Origin of the sequence: Actinomadura opuntiae (genome assembly GCF_030283205.1) — a bacterium.
Lineage (GTDB): Bacteria > Actinomycetota > Actinomycetes > Streptosporangiales > Streptosporangiaceae > Spirillospora.
In genome coordinates this window covers 35,021-61,270 of sequence record NZ_JASNWF010000018.1, presented here as the reverse complement: position 1 = coordinate 61,270, position 26,250 = coordinate 35,021, and the positions used below count along the sequence as shown (strand labels likewise).

General features: G+C 72.8%; 22 protein-coding genes. 14 read left to right on the top strand and 8 right to left on the bottom strand.

Annotated elements, in window-relative coordinates; all coding sequences use genetic code 11:
• Positions 1-2 precede the first annotated feature (2 nt).
• Both QP089_RS33955 and QP089_RS33950 read left to right on the top strand, forming a co-directional pair.
• On the top strand, positions 3-623 hold the full coding sequence (locus tag QP089_RS33955; RefSeq protein ID WP_285917284.1) for a hypothetical protein: 621 nt from the start codon (positions 3-5) through the stop codon (positions 621-623).
• Positions 620-1,489, top strand: coding sequence for a nucleotidyl transferase AbiEii/AbiGii toxin family protein (locus QP089_RS33950; RefSeq protein WP_285917282.1), 870 nt, complete (start codon positions 620-622; stop codon positions 1,487-1,489). The genes QP089_RS33955 and QP089_RS33950 overlap by 4 nt, the downstream gene beginning before the upstream one ends.
• Before the next feature lie 104 nt (positions 1,490-1,593).
• Here QP089_RS33950 and QP089_RS33945 read toward each other — a convergent pair whose 3' ends face one another.
• Both QP089_RS33945 and QP089_RS33940 read right to left on the bottom strand, forming a co-directional pair.
• The gene (locus QP089_RS33945) at positions 1,594-3,429 is read right to left on the bottom strand and encodes a glycosyl hydrolase family 18 protein (protein ID WP_285917281.1); all 1,836 of its coding nucleotides are present in this window, start codon (positions 3,427-3,429) and stop codon (positions 1,594-1,596) included.
• 206 nt (positions 3,430-3,635) lie between these two features.
• Entirely contained in the window at positions 3,636-4,115 is a 480-nt protein-coding gene (locus tag QP089_RS33940) for a MarR family winged helix-turn-helix transcriptional regulator (RefSeq protein WP_285917278.1), read from the bottom strand.
• 61 nt (positions 4,116-4,176) lie between these two features.
• Here QP089_RS33940 and QP089_RS33935 point away from each other — a divergent pair, with 61 nt between their 5' ends.
• A complete protein-coding gene (locus QP089_RS33935) occupies positions 4,177-4,593 on the top strand; it encodes a cupin domain-containing protein (protein ID WP_285917275.1) in 417 nt (138 codons plus the stop codon).
• Positions 4,594-4,600: 7 nt separating this feature from the next.
• On the opposite strand, the gene QP089_RS33930 is transcribed toward QP089_RS33935, so the two are convergent.
• Together QP089_RS33930 and QP089_RS33925 are read right to left on the bottom strand one after the other, a co-directional pair.
• Positions 4,601-5,245, bottom strand: coding sequence for a LuxR C-terminal-related transcriptional regulator (locus QP089_RS33930; protein WP_285917273.1), 645 nt, complete (start codon positions 5,243-5,245; stop codon positions 4,601-4,603).
• Positions 5,197-6,486, bottom strand: coding sequence for a sensor histidine kinase (locus QP089_RS33925; RefSeq protein ID WP_285917271.1), 1,290 nt, complete (start codon positions 6,484-6,486; stop codon positions 5,197-5,199). Before QP089_RS33925 ends, QP089_RS33930 begins: the two co-directional genes overlap by 49 nt.
• Positions 6,487-6,700: 214 nt before the next feature.
• Here QP089_RS33925 and QP089_RS33920 point away from each other — a divergent pair, with 214 nt between their 5' ends.
• Positions 6,701-9,262, top strand: coding sequence for a Tex family protein (locus QP089_RS33920; protein ID WP_446474111.1), 2,562 nt, complete (start codon positions 6,701-6,703; stop codon positions 9,260-9,262).
• A 102-nt stretch (positions 9,263-9,364) separates the two neighbouring features.
• Here QP089_RS33920 and QP089_RS33915 read toward each other — a convergent pair whose 3' ends face one another.
• Positions 9,365-10,573 carry a DMT family transporter gene (locus QP089_RS33915; protein ID WP_285917269.1) on the bottom strand — a complete coding sequence of 403 codons (1,209 nt, stop codon included), beginning with the start codon at positions 10,571-10,573 and terminating at the stop codon, positions 9,365-9,367.
• Positions 10,574-10,877: 304 nt separating this feature from the next.
• Here QP089_RS33915 and tig point away from each other — a divergent pair, with 304 nt between their 5' ends.
• From tig to clpX, 4 genes are all read left to right on the top strand, one after another.
• Entirely contained in the window at positions 10,878-12,395 is a 1,518-nt protein-coding gene (gene tig / locus QP089_RS33910; protein WP_285917267.1) for a trigger factor, read from the top strand.
• Between the two features lie 219 nt (positions 12,396-12,614).
• The gene (locus QP089_RS33905) at positions 12,615-13,247 is read left to right on the top strand and encodes a ClpP family protease (RefSeq protein WP_285917545.1); all 633 of its coding nucleotides are present in this window, start codon (positions 12,615-12,617) and stop codon (positions 13,245-13,247) included.
• A gap of 61 nt (positions 13,248-13,308) precedes the next feature.
• Positions 13,309-13,971 carry an ATP-dependent Clp protease proteolytic subunit gene (locus QP089_RS33900; RefSeq protein WP_285917543.1) on the top strand — a complete coding sequence of 221 codons (663 nt, stop codon included), beginning with the start codon at positions 13,309-13,311 and terminating at the stop codon, positions 13,969-13,971.
• Positions 13,972-14,142: 171 nt separating this feature from the next.
• Positions 14,143-15,417 carry an ATP-dependent Clp protease ATP-binding subunit ClpX gene (gene clpX, locus QP089_RS33895; protein ID WP_285917265.1) on the top strand — a complete coding sequence of 425 codons (1,275 nt, stop codon included), beginning with the start codon at positions 14,143-14,145 and terminating at the stop codon, positions 15,415-15,417.
• A 151-nt stretch (positions 15,418-15,568) separates the two neighbouring features.
• Here clpX and QP089_RS33890 read toward each other — a convergent pair whose 3' ends face one another.
• Together QP089_RS33890 and QP089_RS33885 are read right to left on the bottom strand one after the other, a co-directional pair.
• Entirely contained in the window at positions 15,569-16,219 is a 651-nt protein-coding gene (locus tag QP089_RS33890) for a response regulator transcription factor (RefSeq protein WP_285917263.1), read from the bottom strand.
• A 21-nt stretch (positions 16,220-16,240) separates the two neighbouring features.
• Positions 16,241-17,038: a sensor histidine kinase gene (locus QP089_RS33885; protein WP_285917261.1), complete on the bottom strand. Its 798-nt coding sequence runs from the start codon at positions 17,036-17,038 to the stop codon at positions 16,241-16,243.
• A 185-nt stretch (positions 17,039-17,223) separates the two neighbouring features.
• Here QP089_RS33885 and QP089_RS33880 point away from each other — a divergent pair, with 185 nt between their 5' ends.
• Together QP089_RS33880 and QP089_RS33875 are read left to right on the top strand one after the other, a co-directional pair.
• A complete protein-coding gene (locus QP089_RS33880; RefSeq protein WP_285917260.1) occupies positions 17,224-19,845 on the top strand; it encodes a valine--tRNA ligase in 2,622 nt (873 codons plus the stop codon).
• A 136-nt stretch (positions 19,846-19,981) separates the two neighbouring features.
• Positions 19,982-21,016: a hypothetical protein gene (locus QP089_RS33875; protein ID WP_285917259.1), complete on the top strand. Its 1,035-nt coding sequence runs from the start codon at positions 19,982-19,984 to the stop codon at positions 21,014-21,016.
• On the opposite strand, the gene QP089_RS33870 is transcribed toward QP089_RS33875, so the two are convergent.
• Positions 20,973-22,196, bottom strand: a complete 1,224-nt coding sequence (locus QP089_RS33870) for a folylpolyglutamate synthase family protein (protein ID WP_285917257.1) — start codon at positions 22,194-22,196, stop codon at positions 20,973-20,975. The two genes, QP089_RS33875 and QP089_RS33870, sit on opposite strands and share 44 nt — an antisense overlap.
• 78 nt (positions 22,197-22,274) lie before the next feature.
• On the opposite strand from QP089_RS33870, the gene QP089_RS33865 reads away from it, so the two are divergent.
• The 4 genes from QP089_RS33865 to ndk all read left to right on the top strand — a co-directional run bounded on the left by QP089_RS33865 (position 22,275) and on the right by ndk (position 26,150).
• Positions 22,275-23,696 (top strand): bifunctional folylpolyglutamate synthase/dihydrofolate synthase, encoded by a 1,422-nt coding sequence (locus QP089_RS33865; protein ID WP_446474108.1) that lies wholly within the window; start codon positions 22,275-22,277, stop codon positions 23,694-23,696.
• Between the two features lie 5 nt (positions 23,697-23,701).
• Positions 23,702-24,079, top strand: coding sequence for a DUF4233 domain-containing protein (locus tag QP089_RS33860; RefSeq protein WP_285917256.1), 378 nt, complete (start codon positions 23,702-23,704; stop codon positions 24,077-24,079).
• A 121-nt stretch (positions 24,080-24,200) separates the two neighbouring features.
• A complete protein-coding gene (locus QP089_RS33855) occupies positions 24,201-25,694 on the top strand; it encodes a hypothetical protein (protein ID WP_285917254.1) in 1,494 nt (497 codons plus the stop codon).
• Positions 25,695-25,739: 45 nt separating this feature from the next.
• Positions 25,740-26,150 (top strand): nucleoside-diphosphate kinase, encoded by a 411-nt coding sequence (ndk, locus tag QP089_RS33850; RefSeq protein WP_285917252.1) that lies wholly within the window; start codon positions 25,740-25,742, stop codon positions 26,148-26,150.
• Positions 26,151-26,250: the final 100 nt, after the last annotated feature.

Genomic DNA, 26,250 nt, shown 5'->3' with positions numbered 1-26,250 from the left:
GTGTGGACTTCTCCGGAGATTTCGAGACGCACCTGACCGCCCGCCCCGCGGCCGCCGAGCGGCTCGCGGGGTGGGCGGAGGCGCGCGGCCTGGAGTTCGCCCACATCGTCCTGGCGCGCGGCCGGACCGCCTCGCAGCCGATGCTGACGCTGCGCACCCGCGGCACGCTGGACGACGCGCTCGCCGACGCCGCGCGCACCGCCGCCGACCTGCGCGGGGACGGTCTCCAGCCGGTGCGCGTCAAGGTCGAGGCGGCGCCCTGGAACGCGGGCGTCCCCGCCGGCGACGCCGACGCGCTGGGCCCCGAGTACTACTTCGAGCACCACCTCAAGCTGCTGCTCGACCCCGGTTTCGACGCGGGCGCGCTGGCCGGCGCCGCGCGCCCGCACGCCGCGCACGTCTCGCGCAACGCCCGCCGCGTCCGCTCCGACGGACGGCAGGAGCGGTTCGTCACGCAGCGCTGCCGGTGCGTCGGCTCCCGCACGGCGGGCCGCCGCCTGGACGCGCTGGCCGCCGCGCTGCGGGCGCGCGGCCACGAGATCGTCTCGGTGGACCGCGAGTTCGTCGTGCACGACGGCGCCCCGTTCCTGGACGACGGCTGGATCGAGGAGGAGGTGCGATGACGCCGCGACCGCCGCTCCTGGGCATGGAGCCGCACGAGCCCACGTTCGAGGAGCTGGCGCACGAGGGCGCGCTCGACCACGTCCTCGCGGCGATCTCCCGGTCCAGGTGGCGGGACCATCTGGTGCTGCGCGGGAGCGCGCTGATGCGCGCCTGGTACGGGCAGGACGCCCGCCGGCCGCACGACCTCGACTTCGTGGTCGACTCGCGGGTCTGGAAGGACGACGAGAACCAGACCGACGAGATCTTCGAGGACCTCTTCCTCGCCGTCGACGCCTGGCCGTGCACCGGGCTGATGGACGGCCTGCGCTTCGTCCCCAGCCGGGCCGAGCGGTCGTCGATCGGCGCCTACGGCCCGCGCGAGACCATGATCCGCGACCGCGAGGACGACCGCTGGGGGTTCCGGCTGGCGCTGCCCTGGCACTGCGACGGGGCGAGCGGGCAGGTCCAGGTCGACTTCGCCTTCGACGAGCGCCTTCACGTCCCGCCGCGCCGTACCGCCGTCCCGCGCCCGTCGGGGGACGCGCCGCTGTTCGTGAATGCCGTCCTGCCGGAACAGGCGCTGTGCTGGAAGCTGTACTGGCTGTGGATCGACTCGCAGCCGCAAGGCAAGGACCTGTACGACGCGTGGCTGCTCAGGAACGCGAAACCGTCCCCGCACCTGCTGGACAAGACGTCCGGCACCGACGACATGGGCCCCGCCCTCTGCGCCTCGTGGATCTCGGCCGACAAGGTCGACTGGGACGGGTTCCGTGCTCGGTACCCGATGGTCCGCGGCTCGGCGGAGGACTATGCGGCGGCCGTCATGGACGAGGTGCTCCGGCCGGCGTTCGGCTCGCCGGAGACGCCCCGGCCGGCCGCGGAGTGAGCGCGTGGTGGGGCCCCTGACCGGCGTCCGGTTTCGGTCAGGGGCCCCATCGGGCTCGGCCGCGCTTCAGGGGACGCTGGGAGGTCGCGCCCCGGGGAGCCGCGTCAGCCGAGGCCGTTCCTGATGGCGGAGATCAGCTCGCCGCCCGTGGTGTCGCCGCTCAGCTCCCAGAAGAAGGCGCCGCCGAGGCCCTGGCCCTTGGCGTAGGCCATCTTCCCGCCGATGGTGGACGGGGTGTCGTAGCTCCACCACTCGCTGCCGCACTTGGCGTAGGCGGTCCCGCCGACGGTTCCGGTGGGCGGGCACTTGCCCTTGAGGACCCGGTAGTCCTCGATGCCGGCCTCGTAGGTGCCGGGCGCGGCGCCGGTCGCGGTGCCGCCCGGTTCGGACTGGGTGACGCCCGTCCAGCCCCGCCCGTAGAAGCCGATGCCGATCAGCAGCTTGCTTGCCGGCACGCCCTTGGCCTTGAGCTTGGCGATGGTGTCGCTGGTGTTGAAGCCCGCGTGCGGGATGCCGGGGTAGGAGGTCAGCGGCGAGTGCGGCGCCGTCGGGCCCTGGGCGTCCCAGGCGCCGAAGTAGTCGTAGGTCATCGGGTTGAACCAGTCGACGTACTGGGCGGCGCCCGCGTAGTCCGTCGCGTCCATCTTGCCGCCGTCGCTGGCGTCGGCGGTGATCGCGGCGGTCACGAGGTTGCTCGACCCGAACTTCGCGCGCAGCGCGGCCATCAGCTTCTTGAACGCGTCGGGGCCGCTGGTGTCGCAGGAGAGCCCGCAGGCGTTCGGGTACTCCCAGTCGATGTCGATGCCGTCGAAGACGTCCGCCCAGCGCGGGTCCTCGACCAGCTTGTAGCAGGAGTCGGCGAACGCGGCGGGGTTGGCGGCGGCCTGCCCGAACCCGCCCGACCAGGTCCAGCCGCCGAACGACCAGATGATCTTCAGGTTCGGGTACTTCTTCTTCAGCTTGCGCAGCTGGTTGAAGTTGCCGGCCACGGGCTGGTCCCAGGTGTCGGCGGCGCCGTCGACGCTGTTCGCGGCGGTGTAGGTCTGCTGGTAGTCGGCGTAGGCGTCGCCGATGGCGCACTGGCCGTTGGTGACGTTGCCGAACGCGTAGTTGAGGTGGGTGAGCTTGGCGGCGGACCCGCTGGTGTCGACGTTCTTGACGTAGTAGGCCCGCTGGTAGACGCCCCAGTCGGTGAAGTAGCCGACGACCTTGTTCCCGCCGCCGCTCGGGTCGCCGCCGCCGCTCTCGTCGGTGGTGACCGACACGGCGCCGGACGCCGCGGACACGTTGCCGGCGGCGTCGCGCGCCTTGACGGTGAAGCTGTAGGCGGTCTTGGCGGACAGGCCGGAAACGGTCGCGCTGGTGCCGCTGACCGTGGCCGCCTTGGCGGTGCCGTTGTAGACGTCGTAGCCGGTGACGCCGACGTTGTCGGTCGACGCGTTCCACGCCAGCGAGACGCTGGTGGCGGTCTTGGACGTCGAGTGCAGGTTCGCGGGAGCCGAGGGGGCCTCGGTGTCCTTCTGCGGCGTGCCGGACCCGTCGCAGGCGGCGCCGTTGACGGTGCAGCCGGTGAACCAGCCGGAGCCGGTGCCGTCGAAGCCGAAACTCGTGGTCGCCCCGGCGGCGACCGTCCCGTTCCAGCCGGCGTTGGCGAAGGTGTAGTGGTCGCCGGAGACGGTCTTCGTCGCGTTCCACACCGAGGTGACGGACGTGCCGGACGGCAGGTCGGCCTCGACCTTCCAGCCGCTGATGGCGGCGCCCGTCCCGTTGCTGATCGTGCAGTTGCCCTCGAAGCCGGTGCCCCAGTCCGAGGTCTTGGCGCACGTCGCGGTGACGGTCCCGGCGGCCGGCGCCGGTGGCGCCGCGAGCAGGGCCGTCGCGAGTGCGAGGGTGGCCGCGGCGGCGAGCGCGGCGGCCCGCCTTCCGCTCTGTCCGGTCATGATTCTCCGTTCGTCCGTGCCCCCGAACCAACAGGAATCCCCGCTCTTCTCTTAGGAAAGTTTCCTAAGAAATTGGGGTGATGGTAACCGCGCGGACAGGGCCGTTCAAGCCCTTCCGGGCGGCCGGGGCGGCGGGCGTCCGGTGGTCCGGGCGCCTGCCTGGGGTCGTACGGGACGGCCCGCCGGAGAAAGACCGCAAAGGCGGTTCAGGACGTCCCGAACCAGCCCGGCACGTCCAGGCGCCACGGGTCCTCCGGCGTCATCGCGCGCAGGGTGCCCTCCAGCGCCCGCACCCGCTCGGCGCCGAGCCGCCGGACCCAGTCGCCGCGGATCCGGTCGAAGATGCGCGCGGACCGGGCCAGCGCGTCGACGCCCTGCGCGGTCAGCCGGACGATCTTGCGCCGCGCGTCCGCCGGATCGGCGGCGCGCTCGACGTACCCGGCGCGCTCCAGCGACTCGACCATCTTGCCCGCCGCCTGCTTGGACACCCCGAGCCGGCGGCCCAGCTCGACGGCGGTGGTGCCGTCCGGGCCGATCGCCTGGAAGACGAAGCCGTGCATGGGCCGCATGGCGGCATGGCCCTCGCGGGCCAGCTCGGCGTGCAGCTCATCGACGATCGCCTGGAAGGCCAGCAACAGGCGCAGCGGCAGCTCGAAGCCGGGCGGGTCGGTGGGAGCGCTTGACATGAAAGACAACCTCGTTGACTATATGGACAACCACATTGACGAATTTACGGGATGGGGAACCATGACACTGCTGCGCAACGCCGACAACCGCCGCACCGAGACTCCGAACGGCGTGATGACCACCCTGGCCACGCCCACCCAGGGCGGCACCGAGGGCATCGCCGTCTGGCGCGTCGACTGGGTGCCCGGCAGGACCGGCCCGCTGCACGCCTTCGACACCGAGCAGGTGTGGACGTTCCTGGACGGTGCCGTCACCATCGACCTCGACGGCCGCAAGATCGAGGCCGGGCCCGGCGACACCGTCGTCCTGCCGCCCGGCCTGCCCCGCCAGATGACCGGCGCGGACACGGGCTTCACCGCCGTCGTCGCAGGCCACGCCGGCTGCCTGGTCTTCGATCCGGACGCGGTGGTCAGCGCGGACAAGTGCGAGCTGGCGCCGCAGGGCGACGAGCGCATCGTCCCGCCCTGGGCCCGATGAGGGACGCTCAGGCGCCCAGATAGGCCAGGACCGCCAGGACGCGGCGGTTGTCGTCCTCCGACGGCGGCAGCCCGAGCTTGCCGAAGATGTTGTTCGTGTGCTTGCTGATCGCCTTCTCGGTCACGAACAGCTGCGCGGCGATCGCCGCGTTCGAACGGCCCTCGGCCATCAGCCCGAGCACCTCGCGCTCGCGGGGGGTCAGCTGCTGCAGCGGCTCCTCGCGGGCGTGCCGGGTGAGCAGCTGGGCGACCACGTCCGGATCCAGCGCGGTGCCGCCGCCCGCGACCCGCCGCACGGCCTCCACGAACTGCTTGACGTCCGACACCCGGTCCTTCAGCAGGTAGCCGATGCCGCCCGAGCTGTCGGACAGCAGCTCCCGCGCGTACAGCTGCTCCACGTGCTGCGACAGCACCAGCACCGGCAGCCCCGGCACCTGCTTGCGCGCGTCCAGCGCCGCCCGCAGCCCCTCGTCGGTGAACGTCGGCGGCAGCCGGACGTCCACCACCGCGACGTCCGGACGGTGCGTCGTCAGCGCCCGCAGCAGCGACGGGCCGTTGTCGACCGCCTCCACGACCTCGAAGCCGAACGCCCCGAGCAGCCTGATCAGGCCGTCCCTGAGGAGGGCCAGGTCTTCGGCGATGACAACGCGCACGGCAGCTCCATGGTCACGACGGTCGGCCCTCCGGGCGGGCTCGTCACCGCCATCGTCCCATCGAACGCCGCGAGCCTGCGTTCGATCCCGCGCATTCCGCCGCCCGCCGCGGGGTCGGCGCCGCCCGTCCCGTCGTCACCGATGATCATGAGCAGCCGGCCGCCGGAGTGCTCGATCTGCAGCCACGCCCGCTGCGCAGCGGAGTGCTTGACCACGTTCGCCAGCATCTCCGCCACCGCGAAGTACGCCGCCGACTCCACCGGAGCCTCGGGACGTCCGGGCAGGTCGATGTGGACGTCCACGGGCAGCGGCAGGGTCAGCGCGAGCGCGCGGACCGCGCCGTCGAGGCCGCGTTCGGCCAGCACCGGCGGATGGATGCCCCGGACGAGGTCGCGCAGCTCCGTCAGCGCCGTCCCGCTGGACTCGCGGGCCTCGGCGAGGAGCTTCTGCGCCATCTCCGGGTCGTGTTTCATCATCTCCTCGGCCAGCCCGATGTTCATGCTCAGCGCGACCAGCCGGGCCTGCGCCCCGTCGTGCAGGTCGCGCTCGATGCGGCGCAGCTCCGCCGCCGAGGCGTCCACGGTCTGCGACCGGGTCTCGGTGAGCTGCTCGACCCGCTCGGCCAGCGCGGCCCGCGTCGGCGCCAGCAGCGACCGGCAGAACACCGCGTGCGCCTTCATGAACGCCGGCCCCACCGGGCCGGACACCACCACCAGCACGGCGCCCAGCACGATGGACCCGGCGAACCCGGCCACGCCCCAGTCGCTCAACGGCCAGAACGGGCCCCACCCGTAGTCGGTGATCAGCGACAGCCAGGGCGCGACGAAGATCCCTTCCAGCCCGTAGAGCGCCAGACCGCCCGACAGGACGCCGAGGACGAGCGCGACCGGCACGTTCAGGACCGTCCACAGCAGATCGCGCCAGGACGCCGGATCGGCCAGCAGCCACCGCAGCCGCCCGAACGGACCGAGCCCGCCCGGCGGCTCCGCCCGGTAGGGGACGGGGATCTTCACGCCGGACCACTCGGCCGCCCACGTGCGCTGCTGGTCGGCGATCGCCCGGATCGCCTGGAAGACCACCGGGACGAGCACGACGCCCGCGCCCAGTGGGATGAACGCGATCGACAGCACGGCCAGGATGAACAGCGGCAGGTTCACCGCGAACGCCACGACGATCTGGACGACCCCGCGGAGCAGGCCGGTGAGGGCTCTCCGCCCGTATTCGCGCACTAGCTCGCTCACCTTTTCCTCCAAGGGATCGCCATAGCGGTGGATCTCCACCATTGTGGGCGGTCGCACTCGACGGCTCGGTGGTGCTAGGCCCACTCTTCGCGGCCGAGCCGGTAGTGCTGGACCTACCGTCATTCGAGCGGTGAGAAGACAAGCGGCCCCGATCCCTGGACAATGCACAGGCGACACCCAGGGGAGAAAGCGAATCCAAGCTGTGACAGCGACCATCAGCCAGACGTCCGCCGGGCCCGAGGGCGCCGAGCCCCCGATCCGGCCCATCACCGAGCGCATCGCCGAGGAGATCGGCGTCCGCGAGGGCCAGGTGCGGGTCGCGGTGGACCTGCTCGACGGCGGGGCGACCGTCCCGTTCATCGCCCGCTACCGCAAGGAGGCGACCGGCGCCCTCGACGACGCGCAGCTGCGCGCGCTGGAGGAGCGGCTGCGCTACCTGCGCGAGCTGGACGAGCGCCGCGCCGCGATCCTGGAGTCGATCGAGTCGCAGGGCAAGCTCACGGGCGAGCTGCGCGCCCGGATCATGGCGGCCGACTCCAAGGCCCGGCTGGAGGACATCTACCTCCCGTACAAGCCCAAGCGGCGTACCAAGGCGCAGATCGCCCGCGAGGCCGGCCTCGAACCGCTCGCCGAGCTGCTGCTGGACGACCCGTCCCGCGACCCGCAGGCCGAGGCTGCCGCGTACGTGGACGCCGAGAAGGGGGTCGCCGACGCCACCGCCGCGCTGGAGGGCGCCCGCGCCATCCTGGTCGAACGGTTCGCCGAGGACGCCGACCTGATCGGCGCGCTGCGCGAGCGCATGTGGAACAGCGGCCGGATCGTTTCGCGCGTCCGCGACGGCAAGCAGGAGAGCGGCGCGAAGTTCTCCGACTACTTCGAGTTCTCCGAGCCGTTCACCAAGCTGCCCTCGCACCGCGTCCTCGCCCTGTTCCGCGGCGAGAAGGAAGAAGTCCTCGACCTCGACCTCGAGCCGGAGGACGAGCCCGAGGACCCGTCCGCCCGCAGCTCCTACGAGGCGGAGATCGCGCGCCGCTTCGGCATCGCCGACCAGGGCCGCCCGGCCGACAGGTGGCTGGCCGACGCCGTCCGCTGGGCCTGGCGCACCCGCATCCTCGTGCACCTCGGCATCGACCTGCGCACCCGGCTGCGCCAGGAGGCCGAGGACGAGGCCGTCCGGGTGTTCGCCGCCAACCTGCGCGACCTGCTGCTCGCCGCGCCCGCCGGCACCCGCGCCACCATGGGCCTGGACCCGGGCCTGCGCACCGGCGTGAAGGTCGCCGTCGTCGACGCCACCGGCAAGGTCGTCGCCACCGACACGATCTACCCGCACGAGCCGCGGCGGAAGTGGGACGAGTCGATCGAGACGCTCGCCAAGCTCGCCCGCGAGCACAAGGTCGACCTGGTCTCGATCGGCAACGGCACCGCCTCGCGCGAGACCGACAAGCTCGCCGCCGACCTGATCGCCCGGTACCCCGACCTCAAGCTCACCAAGATCATGGTGTCGGAGGCGGGCGCCTCGGTGTACTCGGCCTCGGAGTACGCGGGCCGCGAGCTGCCCGGTATGGACGTCTCGCTGCGCGGCGCCGTCTCCATCGCCCGCCGGCTGCAGGACCCGCTCGCCGAGCTCGTCAAGATCGACCCCAAGTCGATCGGCGTCGGCCAGTACCAGCACGACGTGTCCGAGGTGAAGCTGTCGCGCTCCCTCGACGCCGTCGTCGAGGACTGCGTGAACGCGGTCGGGGTGGACGTCAACACCGCGTCCGCGCCGCTGCTCACCCGGGTGTCCGGCATCGGCGAGGGGCTCGCGGAGAACATCGTCGCCCACCGCGACGCCAACGGCCCGTTCCGCAGCCGCACCGGCCTCAAGGAGGTCCCGCGGCTCGGCCCGAAGGCGTTCGAGCAGTGCGCGGGCTTCCTGCGCATCCCGGGCGGCGACGACCCGCTGGACGCCTCCAGCGTGCACCCCGAGTCCTACCCGGTCGTCCGCCGCATCCTGGACGCGGCCGGCAGCGACATCAAGGGCCTCATCGGCAACACCGCCGTGCTGCGGTCGCTGAAGCCGGCCGCGTTCGTCGACGACACCTTCGGGCTGCCGACCGTCACCGACATCCTCGCCGAGCTGGAGAAGCCCGGCCGCGACCCTCGTCCGGCGTTCAAGACCGCCACCTTCAAGGAGGGCGTCGACAAGATCTCCGACCTCGAGGCAGGGATGCTGCTGGAGGGCGTCGTCACCAACGTCGCCGCGTTCGGGGCGTTCGTGGACGTCGGCGTCCACCAGGACGGGCTCGTCCACATCTCCGCGATGTCGGACAAGTACGTCGAGGACCCGCGCGAGGTCGTCAAGCCCGGCGACATCGTCCGGGTGAAGGTGCTGGACGTCGACCTGCAGCGCAAGCGGATCTCGCTGACGCTGCGGCTGGACGACGAGCCGGGCCGCGACCAGCGGGGCGGCCGCGGCGGCGACGCCCGCGACCGCGACCAGCGCCGCCCGGGACGCGGCGGCAAGGCCGCCCGCGGCGGACAGGGCGGCGGCCAAGGCGCTGGCCAGGGCGGTGGACAGAGCGGCCGCCAGGGCGGCGGACAGGGCGGACGCGGCCAGTCCGGGCGCAACCAGGGCGGGCGCAACCAGGCCGGCGGCGGACGCGGCGGCCGGGGCGAGGGGCGCGGCCGTGACCGCTCAGGTCAGGGCGGCTCCGGCAGCGGCGCCATGGCCGACGCGCTTCGCCGCGCCGGGCTCGACAAGGGCCTGCCCGGCGGCGACCGCAAGTCCCGCTGACGCCCGGACCCGACGAACGCGCGCGTGCCATTCCCATGGACTCCTCCATGGGAATGGCACGCCGACGCTGAACGCAGTGCGCCGGCGCGTGGCCCGTTCCGGTCAGCGACCGGACCCGCGCCAGCGGCCGTCCGATCCGCTCTCGGTGTGCCGGTCGGGCGCGGAGGACTGACGGGGATCCTGCGGGGGAGCGCCCTGCGGACCGGTCGGCGGCACACCCGGCCGGTTGTAGGGGCCCGTGCCCAGCGGATCCTGGGCGTACGGGCTGCGCTGCGGCGGAACGGGCGGCTGCGGCGGAACGCCCTGCTGAGGCGGACCGGGCTGCTGCGGTACCGGCGGGTGGGACGCCTGCCGGCCGAACTGGGGCCCGCCGAGCACCGGCCCGCCCAGGGCAGGACCGCCGAACGGGTCCTGCGCAGGCGAGACCTCCTCGTGCGGGCGCTCGTCCTCCTCGACCGGCCGGTGCCGGGGGAACTGCACGACGGCGACCGCGCCGAGCAGCAGCGCGCCGAACCGCATCGCCGAGTGCCCCATGTCCTTGGGCCACGCCTCGGCGTACATGAAGGTGCCCATGGTCAGCAGGTAGGACTTGGCGCTCACCGTCATGACCGTCGACACGATCGACACCCGGCAGCGCTGGAACGCCATCACCATGATCCCGAAGCCGATCGCCGCTGCGAACACCGTCAGGTACGGCCAGGGCGTCGCGGTGATCCGCAGGCTGGTGGCGTGCGCGTCGTCGCTCCACCCCTTGATCGCCAGCTCGGCGGTGCCGACCGGGAACCCCGAGCTCAGCCCGTAGGCGATGCCGGTCACCGGGCGGGCGTGCCGGCCGTCCGGCCGGTAGTCGCCCAGCACGAGGATCAGCACCGGCACCAGCACCGCCGGCGCCACCACCACCGCGATCTTCCACAGCGGCACGTCCGCCGAGCCGATCGGCTCGTGGCCGCTGATGGAGGTGGTGAGCAGCAGGATCGCGGCGGCGATCAGCAGCAGGCTGAGCCACTCGCGGGCGGTGAGCCGCTCGCCGAAGAACACCATCGCGATCAGCAGCAGCGGCACGACCCCGGACATGAAGATCGGCACCGCGGTGGACAGGGGGAGCTTCCCCAGCGCCACGATCTGCAGGCTGAGGCCGCCGAGCACGAAGGCCAGGCCGATGAGGAATATCCAGTTGCTCACGATCGTCCAGATCATGTGCAGGATGCGGTTGCCCCGGACAGGGGCCATCCGGTCCGCCGCCAGTTTGAAGACGGCGAACCCCAGGTAGTACAGACCGGTCGCGCTGAAGGCCGCGGCTATCCCGTTCATCCCGGACGAGTATGGGGGGTCGGGTGCCAAATGTCACTGCCTGTACGGGATTGTTGACAGCGATTCGCCGGTCCAAGCCCACCGCGATGTCCGCAGCCGCCGCCGCTACCCCATAGACTTGGCGCGCGAGGGCGCGGAGCCGCATCTCGGCATGCCCGCGCCCGCGAAGACCGACCGGCTGAGAAGACGCAGACGGGCAGCGGCACGACGGCCGTGTGCGTCGAGGCCGGGCGCTCGCAGGCAGAAGAGAGCACGCGTCGAACGCCGCGGCCGAGACAGCGCCCGATCAAGGAGACCTACCCCAGTGAAGACCGATGTCGAGGAGCTGACCCCCACCCGGGTCAAGCTCACCGTCGAGGTTCCGTTCGACGAGCTCAAGCCGAACCTCGACAAGGCGTACAAGGAGATCTCGCAGCAGGTGCGGATCAAGGGCTTCCGGCCCGGCAAGGTCCCCGCCCCGCTGATCGACAAGTACGTCGGCCGGGGTGCGGTCCTTCAGGAGGCGGTCAACGACGCGCTTCCCGAGCTGTACGGCCGCGCCGTCGAGGAGACCGAGATCTTCGTGCTCGGCCAGCCGGAGGTGGAGGTGACCGAGCTGGACGACGGCACCCAGTTCGCCTTCACCGCCGAGGTCGACATCCGGCCGAAGTTCGAGGTGCCCGACTACGACGGCATCGAGGTCGTCGTCGACGACGCCGAGGTCACCGACGAGCAGGTCGAGGAGACCGTCGGCAACCTGCGCGAGCGGTTCGCCTCGCTGACCGCCGCCGAGCGCCCCGTCGAGGAGGGCGACTTCGCCACCGTCGACCTGGTCGCCCGGATCGACGGCGAGGAGGTCGAGGACGCCTCCACCACCGGCTACTCCTACGAGGTCGGCAGCAAGTCCGCCATCGAGGGGCTGGACGAGGCGCTGGTCGGCCTGTCGGCCGGCGAGGACAAGACCTTCACCGGCACCCTGGTCGGCGGCGAGCACGCCGGCGAGGAGGCCGAGATCACCGTCACGGTGCAGAGCGTCAAGGTGAAGAACCTGCCCGAGCTGGACGACGACTTCGCCCAGCTGGCCAGCGAGTTCGACACCATCGACGAGCTGCGCGAGGACGTCCGCGCCCGGCTCGGCCGGCAGGTGAAGCTGCAGCAGCTGTCCGAGGCCCGCGACAAGGCCCTCGAGGCGCTGCTGGAGAAGATCGACATCCCGCTGCCCGAGAAGGTGGTGGAGGAGGAGATCAGCCGCCGCAACCAGCAGCTGGAGCAGCAGCTCCAGATGGCGGGGATGTCCAAGGAGGACTACCTCTCCGACGAGGAGAAGTCCGAGGAGGAGTTCGACACCGAGGTCGCCGACGCGGCCCGGCTCGCCGTCAAGGGCGGCTTCGTCCTCGACCAGCTCGCCGTCCAGGAGGAGCTGAACGTCGAGAACGAGGAGCTCAGCGAGTACGTCGTCACGCAGGCCATGCAGATGGGCGTGGCGCCGCAGCAGCTCGCCGAGTACCTCACCCAGAACAACCAGCTCCCGGCGATCGTGTCGGAGGTGCTGCGCAGCAAGGCGCTGAACCTCGTGGTCGAGCACGTCACGATCAAGGACGAGTCCGGCAACGTGATCGACGTCGAGGCCGTCCAGCGCGAGCTGAACGGCGAGACCGCCGACGCCGGGACCGAGGGCGAGACCGCCGAGAGCACCGAGGCGGAGACCGCCGAGAGCACCGAGGCCGAGACCGCCGGGGACGCCCCCGGCGACGAGGCCGCGGAGGAGACCCCCGCCCCGGCGGCGGAGGCCGCCGCTGAGGAGGCCCCGGCCGCCGAGGCCAAGGACGGCGACGCCAAGTAGGCCCACCGCGTTCCAGGACGTTCTGAGCGTTCCCGACACGCCCCGCACCCGCGCCCCGGGTGCGGGGCGTGTCGCGTTCGCGGAGATCGTCCATACCTCGCGGAGGCGTGGGTACGCCCCTGGCGAAAAGGCGGCCCCCCGGGCTTAACCGGGGTCGTGAGCGCGTTACTGTCCAATCATCCGAACCGATTAAAAGGACCGGAGGAACACCCGGTGAGCATGCCTCCGACTTTCGACGAGTCGTCGCGGATCCAGGCGCGGGTGGCCGAGGCGCCCCTGCTGCCCCTGGGCGACCAGCTGTTCCAGCGGCTGCTGCGCGAACGCATCGTCTTCCTCGGCCAGCAGGTCGACGACGACATCGCCAACCGCATCTGCGCCGAGCTCCTGCTGCTGTCGGCCGAGGACGGCCGCCGCGACATCACGATCTACATCAACTCGCCAGGCGGCTCGGTCACCGCCGGCATGGCGATCTACGACATCATGCAGTACGTCCCGAACGACATCGTGACGGTCGGGATGGGGCTGGCCGCCTCGATGGGCCAGTTCCTGCTGTGCGCGGGCACCACGGGCAAGCGCTACGCCCTGCCGCACGCCCGGATCATGATGCACCAGCCGTCCGGCGGCATCGGCGGCACCGCCTCCGACATCAAGATCCAGGCCGAGCAGATGCTGTACGTCAAGAAGACGCTGGCCGAGAAGATCGCCGAGCACACCGGCCAGTCCCTCGACCAGATCGAGCGCGACTCCGACCGGGACCGCTGGTTCACCGCCGACGAGGCGAAGGACTACGGGTTCGTCGACCACGTGGTGCTGAGTGCCACCCAGGTGCCCTCCGAGGGCACCGTCTCCTGACGACCTGAACACCTATCGGAGGCACACAGTGAGCGACCTCATCCGACCCGGTTTCAGCGATCTGGCCCGGCCCGGCGTCCAGGCGGGCGGATCGGCGCTGCCGGTCGACAACCGCTACATCATCCCGTCCTTCGTCGAGCGCACCACGTACGGGGTCAAGGAGATGAACCCGTACAACAAGCTCTTCGAGGAGCGGATCATCTTCCTCGGCGTGCAGATCGACGACGCGTCCGCCAACGACGTGATGGCCCAGCTGATCACGCTGGAGTCGATCGACCCCGACCGCGACATCAGCATCTACATCAACTCGCCCGGCGGCTCGTTCACCGCCATGACGGCGATCTACGACACGATGCAGTTCGTCAAGCCCGACGTCCAGACGGTCTGCATCGGCCAGGCGGCCTCGGCCGCCGCCGTGCTGCTCGCGGCGGGCACGAAGGGCAAGCGGGCGGCGCTGCCGAACTCGCGGATCCTGATCCACCAGCCCGCGACCGAGGGCACCTACGGCCAGTCCAGCGACATCGAGATCCAGGCGCGCGAGATCATGCGGATCCGCGAGCTGCTGGAGTCGATCCTGGCCGAGCACAGCGGCAAGAGCATGGAAGAAGTCCAGCACGACATCGAGCGCGACAAGATCCTCACCGCCGCCGAGGCCAAGGAGTACGGTCTCATCGACGATGTCTTCGCCAGCAGGAAGCGCAAGGCCGAGGTAGTGTCGTCCTGAGGACGGCAGGACGCGGGAGTCCCCGAGCCCGGTCGCCACACTTCCGGGCGAGGGGCTTACCAAGTCCGTTGGAGGCGGTAACGTCGAGTCCTACGTCGAGAGCCCTCGGGACGCCAGCAGGCCGCGCCGCACCCTCTCAGACGGGCGGCCCCACGAAAAGGAGACAGTTGGGTGGCACGCATCGGCGACGGTGGTGATCTGCTCAAGTGCTCGTTCTGCGGGAAGAGCCAGAAGCAGGTCAAGAAGCTCATCGCGGGTCCGGGCGTGTACATCTGCGACGAGTGCATCGATCTCTGCAACGAGATCATCGAGGAGGAGCTCTCCGAGACCTCCGACCTGAAGTGGGACAACCTGCCCAAGCCGCGGGAGATCTACGAGTTCCTGGACTCCTACGTCATCGGGCAGGAGACGGCGAAGAAGGCCCTGTCGGTCGCCGTCTACAACCACTACAAGCGGATCCAGTCGGGTGACGTGGGCCGGGACGACCAGGTGGAACTGGGCAAGTCCAACATCCTGCTGCTCGGCCCGACCGGATCCGGCAAGACGCTGCTCGCGCAGACGCTCGCCAAACTCCTCAACGTCCCGTTCGCCATCGCGGACGCCACGGCGCTGACGGAGGCCGGATACGTCGGGGAGGACGTCGAGAACATCCTCCTCAAACTGATCCAGGCGGCCGACTACGACGTCAAGAAGGCCGAGACCGGGATCATCTACATCGACGAGGTCGACAAGATCGCCCGCAAGAGCGAGAACCCGTCGATCACCAGGGACGTCTCCGGGGAGGGCGTCCAGCAGGCGCTGCTGAAGATCCTGGAGGGCACCACCGCGAGCGTCCCGCCGCAGGGCGGCCGCAAGCACCCGCACCAGGAGTTCATCCAGATCGACACCACGAACGTGCTGTTCATCTGCGGCGGCGCGTTCGCCGGCCTGGAGAAGATCGTCGAGTCCCGGGTGGGCAAGCAGGGCATGGGCTTCGGCGCCCAGATCCGCTCCAAGGCCGACTTCGAGGTGTCCTCGGCCGTGCTCGGCGACGTGATGCCCGAGGACCTGCTGAAGTTCGGCATGATCCCCGAGTTCGTCGGCCGGCTCCCGGTGATCACCTCGGTGCACAACCTGGACCGGGAAGCGCTGATCAACATCCTCACCGAGCCGAAGAACGCGCTGGTCCGCCAGTACCACCGGCTCTTCGAGCTGGACGGGGTCGACCTGGAGTTCACCTCCGACGCCCTGGAGGCGATCGCCGACCAGGCCATCCTGCGCGGCACCGGCGCCCGCGGCCTCCGCGCGATCATGGAGGAGGTCCTGCTCTCGGTGATGTACGAGGTGCCGAGCCGCCAGGACGTCGCACGCGTGGTCATCACCCGCGAGGCCGTCCTGGAGCACGTCAACCCGACCCTCGTCCCGCGCGACCGCCCCAAACGCGAACCGCGCGAGAAGAGCGCCTGAGTCCGCTCGAGAACGCCCCGGCCCTTCGGGTCCGGGGTGTTCTCGCGTCACCGCTCGTCTCAACGCGCCTGAGCCGTCACGCGAGCGCGTTGTCTGACCGGTGGGGGCGAAGCCGAAGGCGAGCCAGTTCTTGGGCCGGGGTAGTGGGAACTCAGCGTGATTCGCCGAGACCCGCTTCGCGGGCGAGGACGATGGCTTGGGCGCGGTCGGCGACGTGGAGCTTCATGAAGATGTTCGACACGTGGTTGCGGACGGTCTTCTGGCTGAGGAACAGCGTGCCGGCGATCTCGGCGTTGCTGCGGCCCTGCGCGATCAGCTCCAGGACCTCCCGTTCCCGGTCGGTCAGCTCCGGGAACGCGGCGCGCCGGGGGTCGGGCATGTCGCTGAAGTAGGTGAGGACGCGGCGGGCGATCTCCGGCCCGTAGATGGCCTCGCCGGCCGCGACGGCCCGCACCGCCCGCGCGATCTCCTCGGCGCCGGACTCCTTCAGCAGGTAGCCGCGGGCGCCGGCGCGCATCGCGTTGAACACCGAGTCGTCGTCGCGGAACATCGTCAGCACCAGCACGCCGATGCGCGGGCTGGTGCGGGTGATGGTGCGGGTGGCCTCGATCCCGTTGCCGCCCGGCATGTGCAGGTCCATCACGACGACGTCGGGCTGCAGTTCGGCCGCCATCCGGACGGCGTCGGGCCCGCACTCGGCCTCGCCGACGACCTCCACGCCCAGCGCCTGCAGCAGGCCCTTCAGACCCTGCCGGAACACCGGGTGGTCGTCGGTGATGAGGACCCGGATCGCGTCGGTCATCGGCGGCCTCCGCTCACGCGCTCAGGAGCGCCCGCTTCGTCCGGGCGGAGCATGATGGTACCCGGCGGCGCCGGGCGCGGGCAGCGGCAGCCGGGCCGACACCACGGTGCCGCCGCCGGGCCGCGAGGTGACCGTGCAGCCGCCGCCGATCTCCGCCGCCCACTCCTTCATCGCGGCGAGGCCGCGGCGCGGGCGCGGCCGGTCGCCGTTGCGCGCGGAGTCCGGCAGGCCGGGCCCGCTGTCGGCGACCATCAGGTGCAGGTCGGCGTCGCGGCGCAGCAGCACCATCGCGGTGCTGCCGGGCGCGTGCAGCCGGACGTTCGTCAGCGCCTCCTGGGCGATCCGGTAGGCGGCGACCTCGACAGCGGCGGGCAGGTCGGCGGCGCCGCCGTCGAACCGCACGTCCACCCGCTCGGCGCAGCCCTCGGCGAACGACTCGATCGCCGCGACGAGCCCGAGGTCGTCGAGGGCGGGCGGGCGCAGCCCGTGCGCGAGGTCGCGGATCTCCCCGACGGCGGTGGCGAGCCGGTCCCGGACGTCGGCGAGCACGGGGTCCATCCGCTCGGGCTCGCCGGCGAGGGTGATGCGGGCGGCGTCCAGCGACATGGCGAGGCTGGCGAGCGTCGGGCCGAGCCCGTCGTGCAGGTCGTGCCGGAGCCGGCGGCGCTCCTCCTCCCGGCTGGCGAGGATGCGCTCGCGGGAGCGTTGCAGGTCGCGGGTGATGCGCAGCAGGTGCGGAATCGCCGCCGCCTGCGCGGCCACGGCCCCCGCGGCGAAAGCGCCGGCCAGCACGGCGGTCCGCGCCAGTACCGCTCGCATCCCGTCCCACTCCTTTCGCCCCGCGCCGAGGCCGTCCGGCATCACCCTTTCCGCGGGGGCGACCCGGTGTCAGGTGACCTGTGTCCCGTCCGCGGCGGGAAAACGCTCTCTGGGACGCCGCCCGGCCCGGCGGACCTCGCGGGACGGGCCGTGGGACCGCCGCGGTCCCCGTAGAATCGTTGGCCGTGACACAGCCCAGCAGTGAGCGCGGCCAGGGGGCCGCCGCGGACGTCGACCTGCCCACCCAGTACCGACCGGCCGATGTCGAGGGCCGGCTCTACGAGCGGTGGGTATCGGCGGGGCTGTTCACCGCCGACGCCTCCCGCGACCCGTCCCGCCCCGCGTACTCGATCGTTATCCCGCCGCCGAACGTGACCGGTTCGCTGCACATGGGGCACGCCCTGGACCACTCGATCCAGGACACCCTGATCCGGCGGCGCCGGATGCAGGGGTACGAGACGGCGTGGATCCCCGGCATGGACCACGCGGGCATCGCCACGCAGAACGTCGTGGAGCGGGAGCTGGCCAAGGAGGGCCTGTCCCGGCACGACCTCGGCCGCGAGGCGTTCGTCGACCGGGTGTGGAAGTGGAAGGCCGAGTCCGGCGGCCGGATCCTCGGCCAGATGCGCCGCCTCGGCGACTCCGTCGACTGGACGCGCGAGGCGTTCACGATGGACGACCGGCGCGCCCGCGCCGTCCGCACGATCTTCAAGCGGCTGTTCGACGACGGCCTGATCTACCGCGCCGAGCGCATCATCAACTGGTGCCCGCGCTGCCTGACGGCGCTGTCGGACATCGAGGTCGAGCACGAGGACGTCGACGGCGAGCTGGTGTCGATCCGGTACGGGTCGGGCGACGACGAGATCGTCGTGGCGACCACGCGGGCGGAGACGATGCTCGGCGACACCGCCGTGGCCGTCCACCCGGACGACGAGCGGTACGCGCACATGGTCGGCCGCGAGATCGAGCTGCCGCTGACCGGCCGCCGCATCCCGGTCGTGGCGGACGAGCACGTCGACCCGGCGTTCGGCACCGGCGCGGTCAAGGTGACCCCGGCGCACGACCCGAACGACTTCGAGATCGGCCGCCGGCACTCGCTGCCGTCGCTGTCGGTGATGGACGAGCGGGGCGTGGTCACCGCGCCCGGCCCGTTCGAGGGTTTGGACCGGTTCGAGGCGCGTCCGGCGGTCGTCGCGGCGCTGCGCGAGCAGGGCCGGATCGTCAAGGAGATCCGCCCGTACGAGCACTCGGTCGGGCACTGCCAGCGCTGCTCCACGGTGGTGGAGCCGCGGGTGTCGCTGCAGTGGTTCGTGAAGGTCGAGCCGCTGGCGAAGGCGGCGGGCGACGCGGTCCGCGACGGCCGGGTGGCGATCCACCCGCCGGAGATGGCGTCCCGCTACTTCGAGTGGGTCGACAACATGCACGACTGGTGCATCAGCCGGCAGCTGTGGTGGGGGCACCGCATCCCGGTCTGGTACGGCCCGGACGGCGAGACCGCCTGCCCCGGCCCGGGCGAGGAGCCGCCCGCCGGGTGGACGCAGGACGCCGACGTCCTCGACACCTGGTTCTCCTCGGCGCTGTGGCCGTTCTCCACCCTCGGCTGGCCCGACAAGACCCCGGAGCTGGAGCGCTTCTACCCGACGTCGGTGCTGGTCACCGGCTACGACATCCTGTTCTTCTGGGTCGCCCGGATGATGATGTTCGGGCTGTACGCGATGGACGGCGCCGAGCCGTTCCAGACCATCGCGCTGCACGGGATGGTCCGCGACCAGCACGGCAAGAAGATGTCGAAGTCGTTCGGCAACGTCGTCGACCCGCTCGACTGGATCGAGCGGTACGGCGCCGACGCGACGCGGTTCACGCTGCTGCGCGGCGCGAACCCGGGCGGCGACGTCCCGGTGGCCGAGGAGTGGGCGCAGGGGTCGCGCAACTTCTGCAACAAGCTGTGGAACGCGACGCGGTTCGCGCTGATCAACGGCGCGCACGTGCGCGGCGACGTCCCGGCGGAGCCGTCGAGGGTCGACGCGTGGATCCTGTCGCGCCTGCACGCGGTCATCGCCGAGGTGGACGCGCAGCTGGAGTCCTACGACTTCGCCAAGGCGTGCGAGACGCTGTACCACTTCGCGTGGGACGAGGTGTGCGACTGGTACGTGGAGCTGGCGAAGGTCCAGCTTGCCGACGAGCGTGCCGACGCGACGCGCCGGGTGCTCGGCGAGGTGCTCGACAACCTCCTCAAGCTGCTGCACCCGGTCATCCCGTTCGTCACCGAGGAGCTGTGGACGTCCCTGACCGGCGCCGACACGATCGTGACCGCGTCCTGGCCGTCGGCCGACGCCGCGCGCGCCGACCGCGACGCCGAGGCGGCCGTGGAGTCGCTGCAGCGGCTCGTCACCGAGGTCCGCCGGTTCCGCGCCGACCAGGGGCTCAAGCCGGGCCAGAAGGTCGCCGCCGCGCTGGAGTGGGGCGGCTCGCCGCTCGCCGCGCACGAGGAGGGCGTCCGCGCCCTGCTGCGGCTGACCGCGCCGGGCGACGGGTTCGCCGCCACCGCGTCGCTGCCCGTCGAGGGCGTCACCGTCCGGCTCGACACCGCCGGGGTGATCGACGTTGCGGCCGAGCGCAAGCGGCTCGACAAGGACCTCGCGGCGGCCCGCAAGGAGGCCGACCAGGCGTGGCGCAAGCTCGGCAACGAGGCGTTCATGGCGAAGGCGCCCGAGGCGGTCGTCGCCAAGAACCGCGACCGGCTGGCGCAGGCGGAGGCCGCCATCGGGCGGCTGGAGGCACAGCTCGCCGCGCTGCCGCCGGCCTGACGTGCGGCGTGCCGGCGGCGCCCGGCCGGGCCGCGCGGGCCCGGCCTGACGCGAACGGTCGGCGCGGGCCCGGCCACCCGGTTACGATCCGGGTGATCCGCGGGCTTTCAGGCGGTATGGAATCCTCGGGAGTGCAATGGCCGAATCACCTTCTCGCCCCGACGCGCCCGGGGCGGTGCCGGACGACGATCCGGGCCGCCAGCAGGTCGTCGAGGACGGCGGGCCGTCCGGGGGCTTCACCGCCGCCCCGGCGCCCTGGGGCACCTCGCCGCCGTGGTGGTCGGCGGACGCCAGGGACGGGACGGGTCCGCAGATCATCGTGACCGGCACCGGGCCGCAGCCGCTCGCGGGCGGGACGGGCGGGCATCGCCTGCCCGCCCCGGCGAACGGTACCGGCGGCCATCCGCTGCCCGGCGGCACCGGCGGGCACGCCCTGCCCGGCGGCACGGGCGGGCATCCGCTGCCGAACGGGACCGGCCCGCTCGCGCTGCCGGACGGGTCCGGCCCGCAGGGGACGCGGGCGCCGCTGGGAGCGGCGACGCCCGGCGGGGCGCCGCCGGAGCGGGAGCGCCGGCAGGTCTCCGGGCTGCTGCTCGGCGCCGGGATCGGCGCGGCGCTGGTCGCGGTGCTGATGGTCGGCGTCCTGGCGTTCCGGCCGGACGACTCCGCCGGGAAGCGGGCGAAGAACGCCACGGCCGCCGCCGAGTCCACCCGGAGGATCACCGCCGTGCCGCGCGCCGGCGGGATGGTCAAGGACGCGACGGCGCCCGCGGCCAGCGCGGCCTATCCGTTCGTCATGGCGGCGGTGGAAACGGCCGGGGTCGCGGCCGCCGGGAACGGCATGGCCGTCTACACCGACCGGCCCGCCGGGCGGGTGAGCGTGCTGTTCGTGGGCGGGACGCGTCCGGCCGGGGATCCGGGCGGGTTCCTGCGCAGGCTGCGGCCCAGCACGTTCCTGGCCGGCGAGGAGGGCAATCCCGGCAAGAACGGCGGCAAGGCCGAGTGCGGGACGTTCGCGGTGCTCGCCGGGACGCACACCTACTGCGCCTGGGCGACCCGCGACTCCTACGGCGTCGTCGCCTCCGACGTCCCGACCCGGAACCCGGACTTCTCGCTGATGGACGACGTCATGCGCCGGATCCGGAAGGACGTCGAGAAGCCGGCACGCTAGCCGGCGGCAGGAACAGCCGGTCGGTGGCGGCGTCGATCCGGTCGAGGACGAGCCCGGTGAAGTAGACGGTGCCGAGGACGGCCACGCGGTACCCGAGGGTGGCCAAGGCCTCCGGGGTGATGGCGGCGGAGCCGACCACGTCCCAGGCGGGCGGCAGGGGACGGGTGAAGCGCAGGTGCGGCTGCGGCAGCCGGACGTAGGTGACCGGCAGGTCGCCGAGCGCCCGGACCGCGCCGTCGAGGTCCTTGTGGTCGGGCAGGCACACGACGGCGTGGTCGACCTCGCCCCAGCGGTCCCGGGCGGCGGCGAGCGCGGCGGCGATGCCCGTCCCGTCGATGGCGGAGTCGACGAGCAGCGTCGTGGCCGTCCCGGGCACCGTGTGCCAGGACATGCGGCCGGGCAGGACGACCGTGGACAGCACCTCGCGCAACTGGCCCTCGGGCACCTCACCCCCGATGAGGCGCCCTGCGGCGACGCCGACCGCGGCGGCGGCGCGTCCGAGCCCGGCGGGCAGCAGGTCGGCGGGGACGCCGCCGTCGCGGACGTACTCGACCGGCCCGAGCACCTCGGCGACCTCCGGGGTCTGGGGCGCCGACACGAGCCGGGTGGCGGGGCCGGCCACGCCCCGCTTCTCCTCGGCGATCTCCGCCGGGGTGTCGCCGAGGACCCCGGCGTGCTCCAGGAAGATCGGCGTGATCGCGGCCACGTCCGGCGGGAAGAGCGAGACCTCGTCCGACCGTCCGCCCATTCCGGCCTCCAGCACGAGCGCCTCGGCGCCCGCCCGCCGCGCGTGCAGCACGCCCGCGAGCGTGAACAGCCCGGAGGGCGACAGGTAGCCGTCCGCCGGCGGGTCGAGTTCCGCCATCGCGCCGTCGAGCAGCCTGCCGAGCGACGCCAGCTCCGCCTCGGTGACCGCCCGGCCGTCGATCCTGATCCGGTCCCGGTTGGTGCGCAGGCCGGGGCTGGTGACGGTGCACACGCGCAGTCCCGCCGCGACGAGGAACGCCGACGCGTACGTGGCCGCCGTGCCCTTCCCCTTGGACCCGACGACGGTCAGCACCGGCGCGCCGGGGGGCAGGACGTCCAGCATCCGGGCCAGCTCGCGCGCGCGGGCCAGGCTGCGCGTCTCGCCCGGACGGCGCCGCTCCCATTCGCGGAAGAAAACCTCGTCAGCCCGCATACCCCCATGCTTCCACCGTCCGCGTCCGGGCGACCGGGTAGGGACGGGGCGCCCGGTCGCGCCGAGTAGGCTCTCAGCGTGAGCCAGGCATCCGAGCCGCTCGACTACCGCGGCGCCGTGAGCGCGATCATGAGCCGGGGCGTCGAGTGGGAGATCGACCCGACCCTCGACCGGATCCGCGACCTCGTGGACGTCCTGGGCGAGCCGCAGCGCACGTACCCGGTGATCCACGTCGCGGGCACCAACGGCAAGTCCAGCACCGCGCGGCTGATCGAGTCGCTGTTGCGCGAGCGCGGCCTGCGCACCGGGCTCTACACCAGCCCGGAGATGACCACGCTGCGCGAGCGAATCGCGATCGACGGGGAGCCGATCAGCGAGGAGCGGTTCACCGAGGCGTTCCAGGACGTGCTGCCCTACGTGCAGCTGATCGACGGCAAGCACGAGACGCGGCTGTCGTTCTTCGAGGTGCTGACCGCGATGGCGTTCGCCGCGTTCGCCGACGCGCCGGTCGACGTGGCCGTGGTCGAGGTCGGCATGGGCGGGACGTGGGACGCCACGAACGTCGCCGACGGGACGGTCGCCGTCGTGACCCCCGTCGGCCTGGACCACACCCGCTACCTGGGCGACACCGTCGAGGAGATCGCCGGCGAGAAGGCCGGGATCATCAAGCCGGGCGCCGTCGCGGTGCTGTCCCAGCAGCCCGTCGAGGCGGCCGAGGTGCTGCTGCGGCGGGTCGTGGAGACCGGCGCCGCGGTGGTGCGCGAGGGCATCGAGTACGGCGTGCTGGACCGCGACGTGGCGGTGGGCGGCCAGCGGATCGGCCTGCGCGGCCTGCACGGCGACTACGAGGAGGTCTTCCTGCCGCTGTTCGGCGAGCACCACGCGAGCAACGCCGCGACCGCGCTGGCGGCCGTCGAGGCGTTCGCCAGCGGCGCTCCGACCCGCGGGGAGCCCAACCTGGAGGCCGCGACCCGGATCGCGCCCGGCGAGGCGTTCCTCGGCGGCTCCGAGGGCCAACTCGACCCGGCGCTGGTGCGCAGCGGGTTCGCCAAGTCGGCGTCGCCGGGGCGGCTGGAGGTCGTCCGGACGGGCCCGACCGTGCTGCTGGACGCCGCGCACAACCCGGCGGGGATGGCGGCGACCGTCGCCACGATCACCGAGTCGTTCGGCTTCACCCGGCTGGCCGGCGTCCTCGCGGTCGCCGCCGACAAGGACGTCGCCGGGATCCTGGACCAGCTCGAACCGGTCCTGGAGGAGCTGGTCGTGACGCGCAACTCCTCGCCGCGCTCGCTGCCCCCCGAGGAGCTCGCGGAGATCGCTGAGGGGATCTTCGGGCCGGAGCGGGTGCACATCGTGGCGCGGCTGGACGACGCCATCGACCGCGCCATCGGGCTGGCCGAGGAGACCGGTGAGTACCAGGGCGCCGGCGTGCTGATCACCGGATCGGTGGTCACCGTCGGGGACGCCAGGACGCTGCTACGGGTAGGGGAGGGCAGGTGAGCGCCATGACCGGTGAAGCCACGGAGGACGCGCCGCAGCCGGCCGGGCGCCGGGCCCCCGATCCGGTGCGGCGGCTGTACGCCACCGTGCTGACCTGCGAGGCGATCGTGATCGCGCTCGCGATCCCGGTGGCGATCTCGGTGCTGGACGTGTCCGGCGCGACGGCCGGGCTGGTGTGCGGCGGGCTGGCGGTGCTGTGCCTGCTCATGGCCGGGCTGCTGCGGTTCCCGTGGGCGTTCGCGGCGGGCACCGTGCTGCAGGTCGCGATCATCGCGACCGGGTTCATGGTGCCGGCCATGTTCTTCCTCGGCGTCCTTTTCGGGGCGCTCTGGGGGACGGCCTTTTGGATGGGACGCAAGGTGGAGCGGCTCGCGGCGCGCTAAGTTCGCGGGGACGGCACCATTCCTCCGCCGATTCCCGCGTGCCGGTGAACCGCCAATTCCGACATTCTTCTTTATTGGGAAATAGCGCGTCCGGCGGGGGCGACCTCCGAAGGAGCGCACCGTGTCCTCCTACGCCCAGTCCTCCCACGCGCAGTCCTCCCACGCGCACGACCCGGGCGTCCCGCTCCCGGCCCCGGACGGCACCGCCGCCGGCACCGCCTTGGACGGCGCCGGCGCGCGCCGGTGGAGCCCGGCGCTGGGCGCGCTGCTGACGGCGGTCACCGTGCTCCCCGCGGTCGTGCTCGTCGTGCCGGACACCACCGCCGGCGTGCTGCCCGCCGCCGCGCACGCGCTCGGCCTCGGCGGCGGCCGGGTCCCCGCGCTGCTGCGCGCCACCGGCCTGTCGCTGCCCGCGCTCGCGCTCGCCGTCCCGCTCGCGGGCGTCGCCGCGCGCCGCTTCCCCGCGTGGACGGTGCTGGCGACCGGCCTCGTCGTCCTGCTCGGCGGGCTCGGCGCCGTCCGGTTCGCCGGCTCGGTGCCCCAGGTCGCCGCGATCCGCATCGCGCAGGGCGCCGGCGCCGGGCTCGCGCTGCCCGCCTCGCTCGTCCTGGTGTGGGAGCGGCGGAACGCGGCGCTCTCCGCGGTCTGGGCGGGCGTACTCGCCGGGGCCCTCCTGCTCGCCATGCCGCTGGCGATGCATGCCGTCCCGGCGCCGCGTCCGGGCGCGGCGGCGCGCGACTGGCACGCGGCGCTCGCCCCGTTCCCGTGGCTCGCCGGGGCCGCCGCGGCCGCCGCCGTCTTCGGCGTCCTGCTGCGCGGGCGCGCCCCGTGGACGCTGCCGCCGCCGCGCCTCGCCGAACGGGGACGGCTCGCCCTGCCGTTCGCGCCGGTGGCGGCCTTCGCGTTCCTCGCCGTCGTCGCGGCGGACGGCTGGTCGCCGGGGGCCCGCCTGGTGGTGGCCGGGTCGGCGCTCGCCGCGCTCGCCGGCCTCGCGCTGGCCGGCGGCCCGGAGGACGGCCCGTTCGGCTGCGCGGTCGTCATGGTCGCCGCCGGCCTGCTCACCTACCCGCTCGCTGCGCCGATGTCCGGCCTCACCGCCGCGAGCGCGCCCGGCGCCCCGCTGCCGCCCTTCGCCACCGCCGCGCTCGCCGCCGTGGCCGGCGCGCTCGTCGCCGCCCGCGCCCGTCCCCGCGCCGCCGTGGGAGCCGGATACGCCCTCATGACCGCCGGCATCGGGCTGGGCCTCGGCCTCGGCCCCGCCGACGGGACCGCCGGACCCTGGACGCCGCTGCTCCTGCTCGTCCCCGTCGGCATGGGAGCCGGGCTCGCGCTCGCCGCCTCGCTGCGGGACGCGCACGTCGGCGCGGCCCTGTTCGGCCTCTCGCTGTGCTTCCCCGCCGTCCTCGCCGGGCAGCTGGCCGTGCTCTCGCTGCAGGCGGCGCGGCTGCGTCCGGCGCACTCCGACCAGCAGCGGCTGGACGCGCTCGCCGACGGCTACCGCGCCTGGCTCCTCGTCGCCGGGACGGCGGCCGTGCTGCTGGCCGTCCTCACCCTGCGCCTCACCGCCCGGCACGGCCGCGCCGCCGAATCCGTTCCGGTGCCCGAAGCCGGGTAGGATTCGCGCGCTCACCCAATCTGAATTCCGCAAGGAGAAACACACGTGTCCGAGCGCACTCTCGTCCTGGTCAAGCCCGACGGCGTTCGCCGCGGAGTCGTCGGCGAGGTCATCTCCCGGATCGAGCGCAAGGGCCTGACGCTCGTCGCGCTGGAACTGCGCACCCTGTCGCGGGAGACCGCCGAGGCGCACTACGCCGAGCACTCCAGCAAGCCGTTCTTCGGCGAGCTGGTCGAGTTCATCACCGGCGGGCCGCTGGTCGCGATGGTCGTCGAGGGCCCGCGCGCCATCGAGGCGTTCCGCGCGCTGGCCGGCGCGACCGACCCGGTCGCCGCCACGCCCGGCACCGTCCGCGGCGACTTCGCGCTGGAGATCGGCGAGAACATCGTGCACGGCTCGGACGCGCCCGACTCCGCCGAGCGCGAGATCAAGCTGTTCTTCCCCGAGCTCGGCTGAACCGCCCGGGGGCGACCCCGGGGACCCCGTCACGGCCGACACGCGGGCCGGAGCGATCCGGCCCGCGTTGCTTTAGCCAAAAGCGGGCTGCTCAGGACCC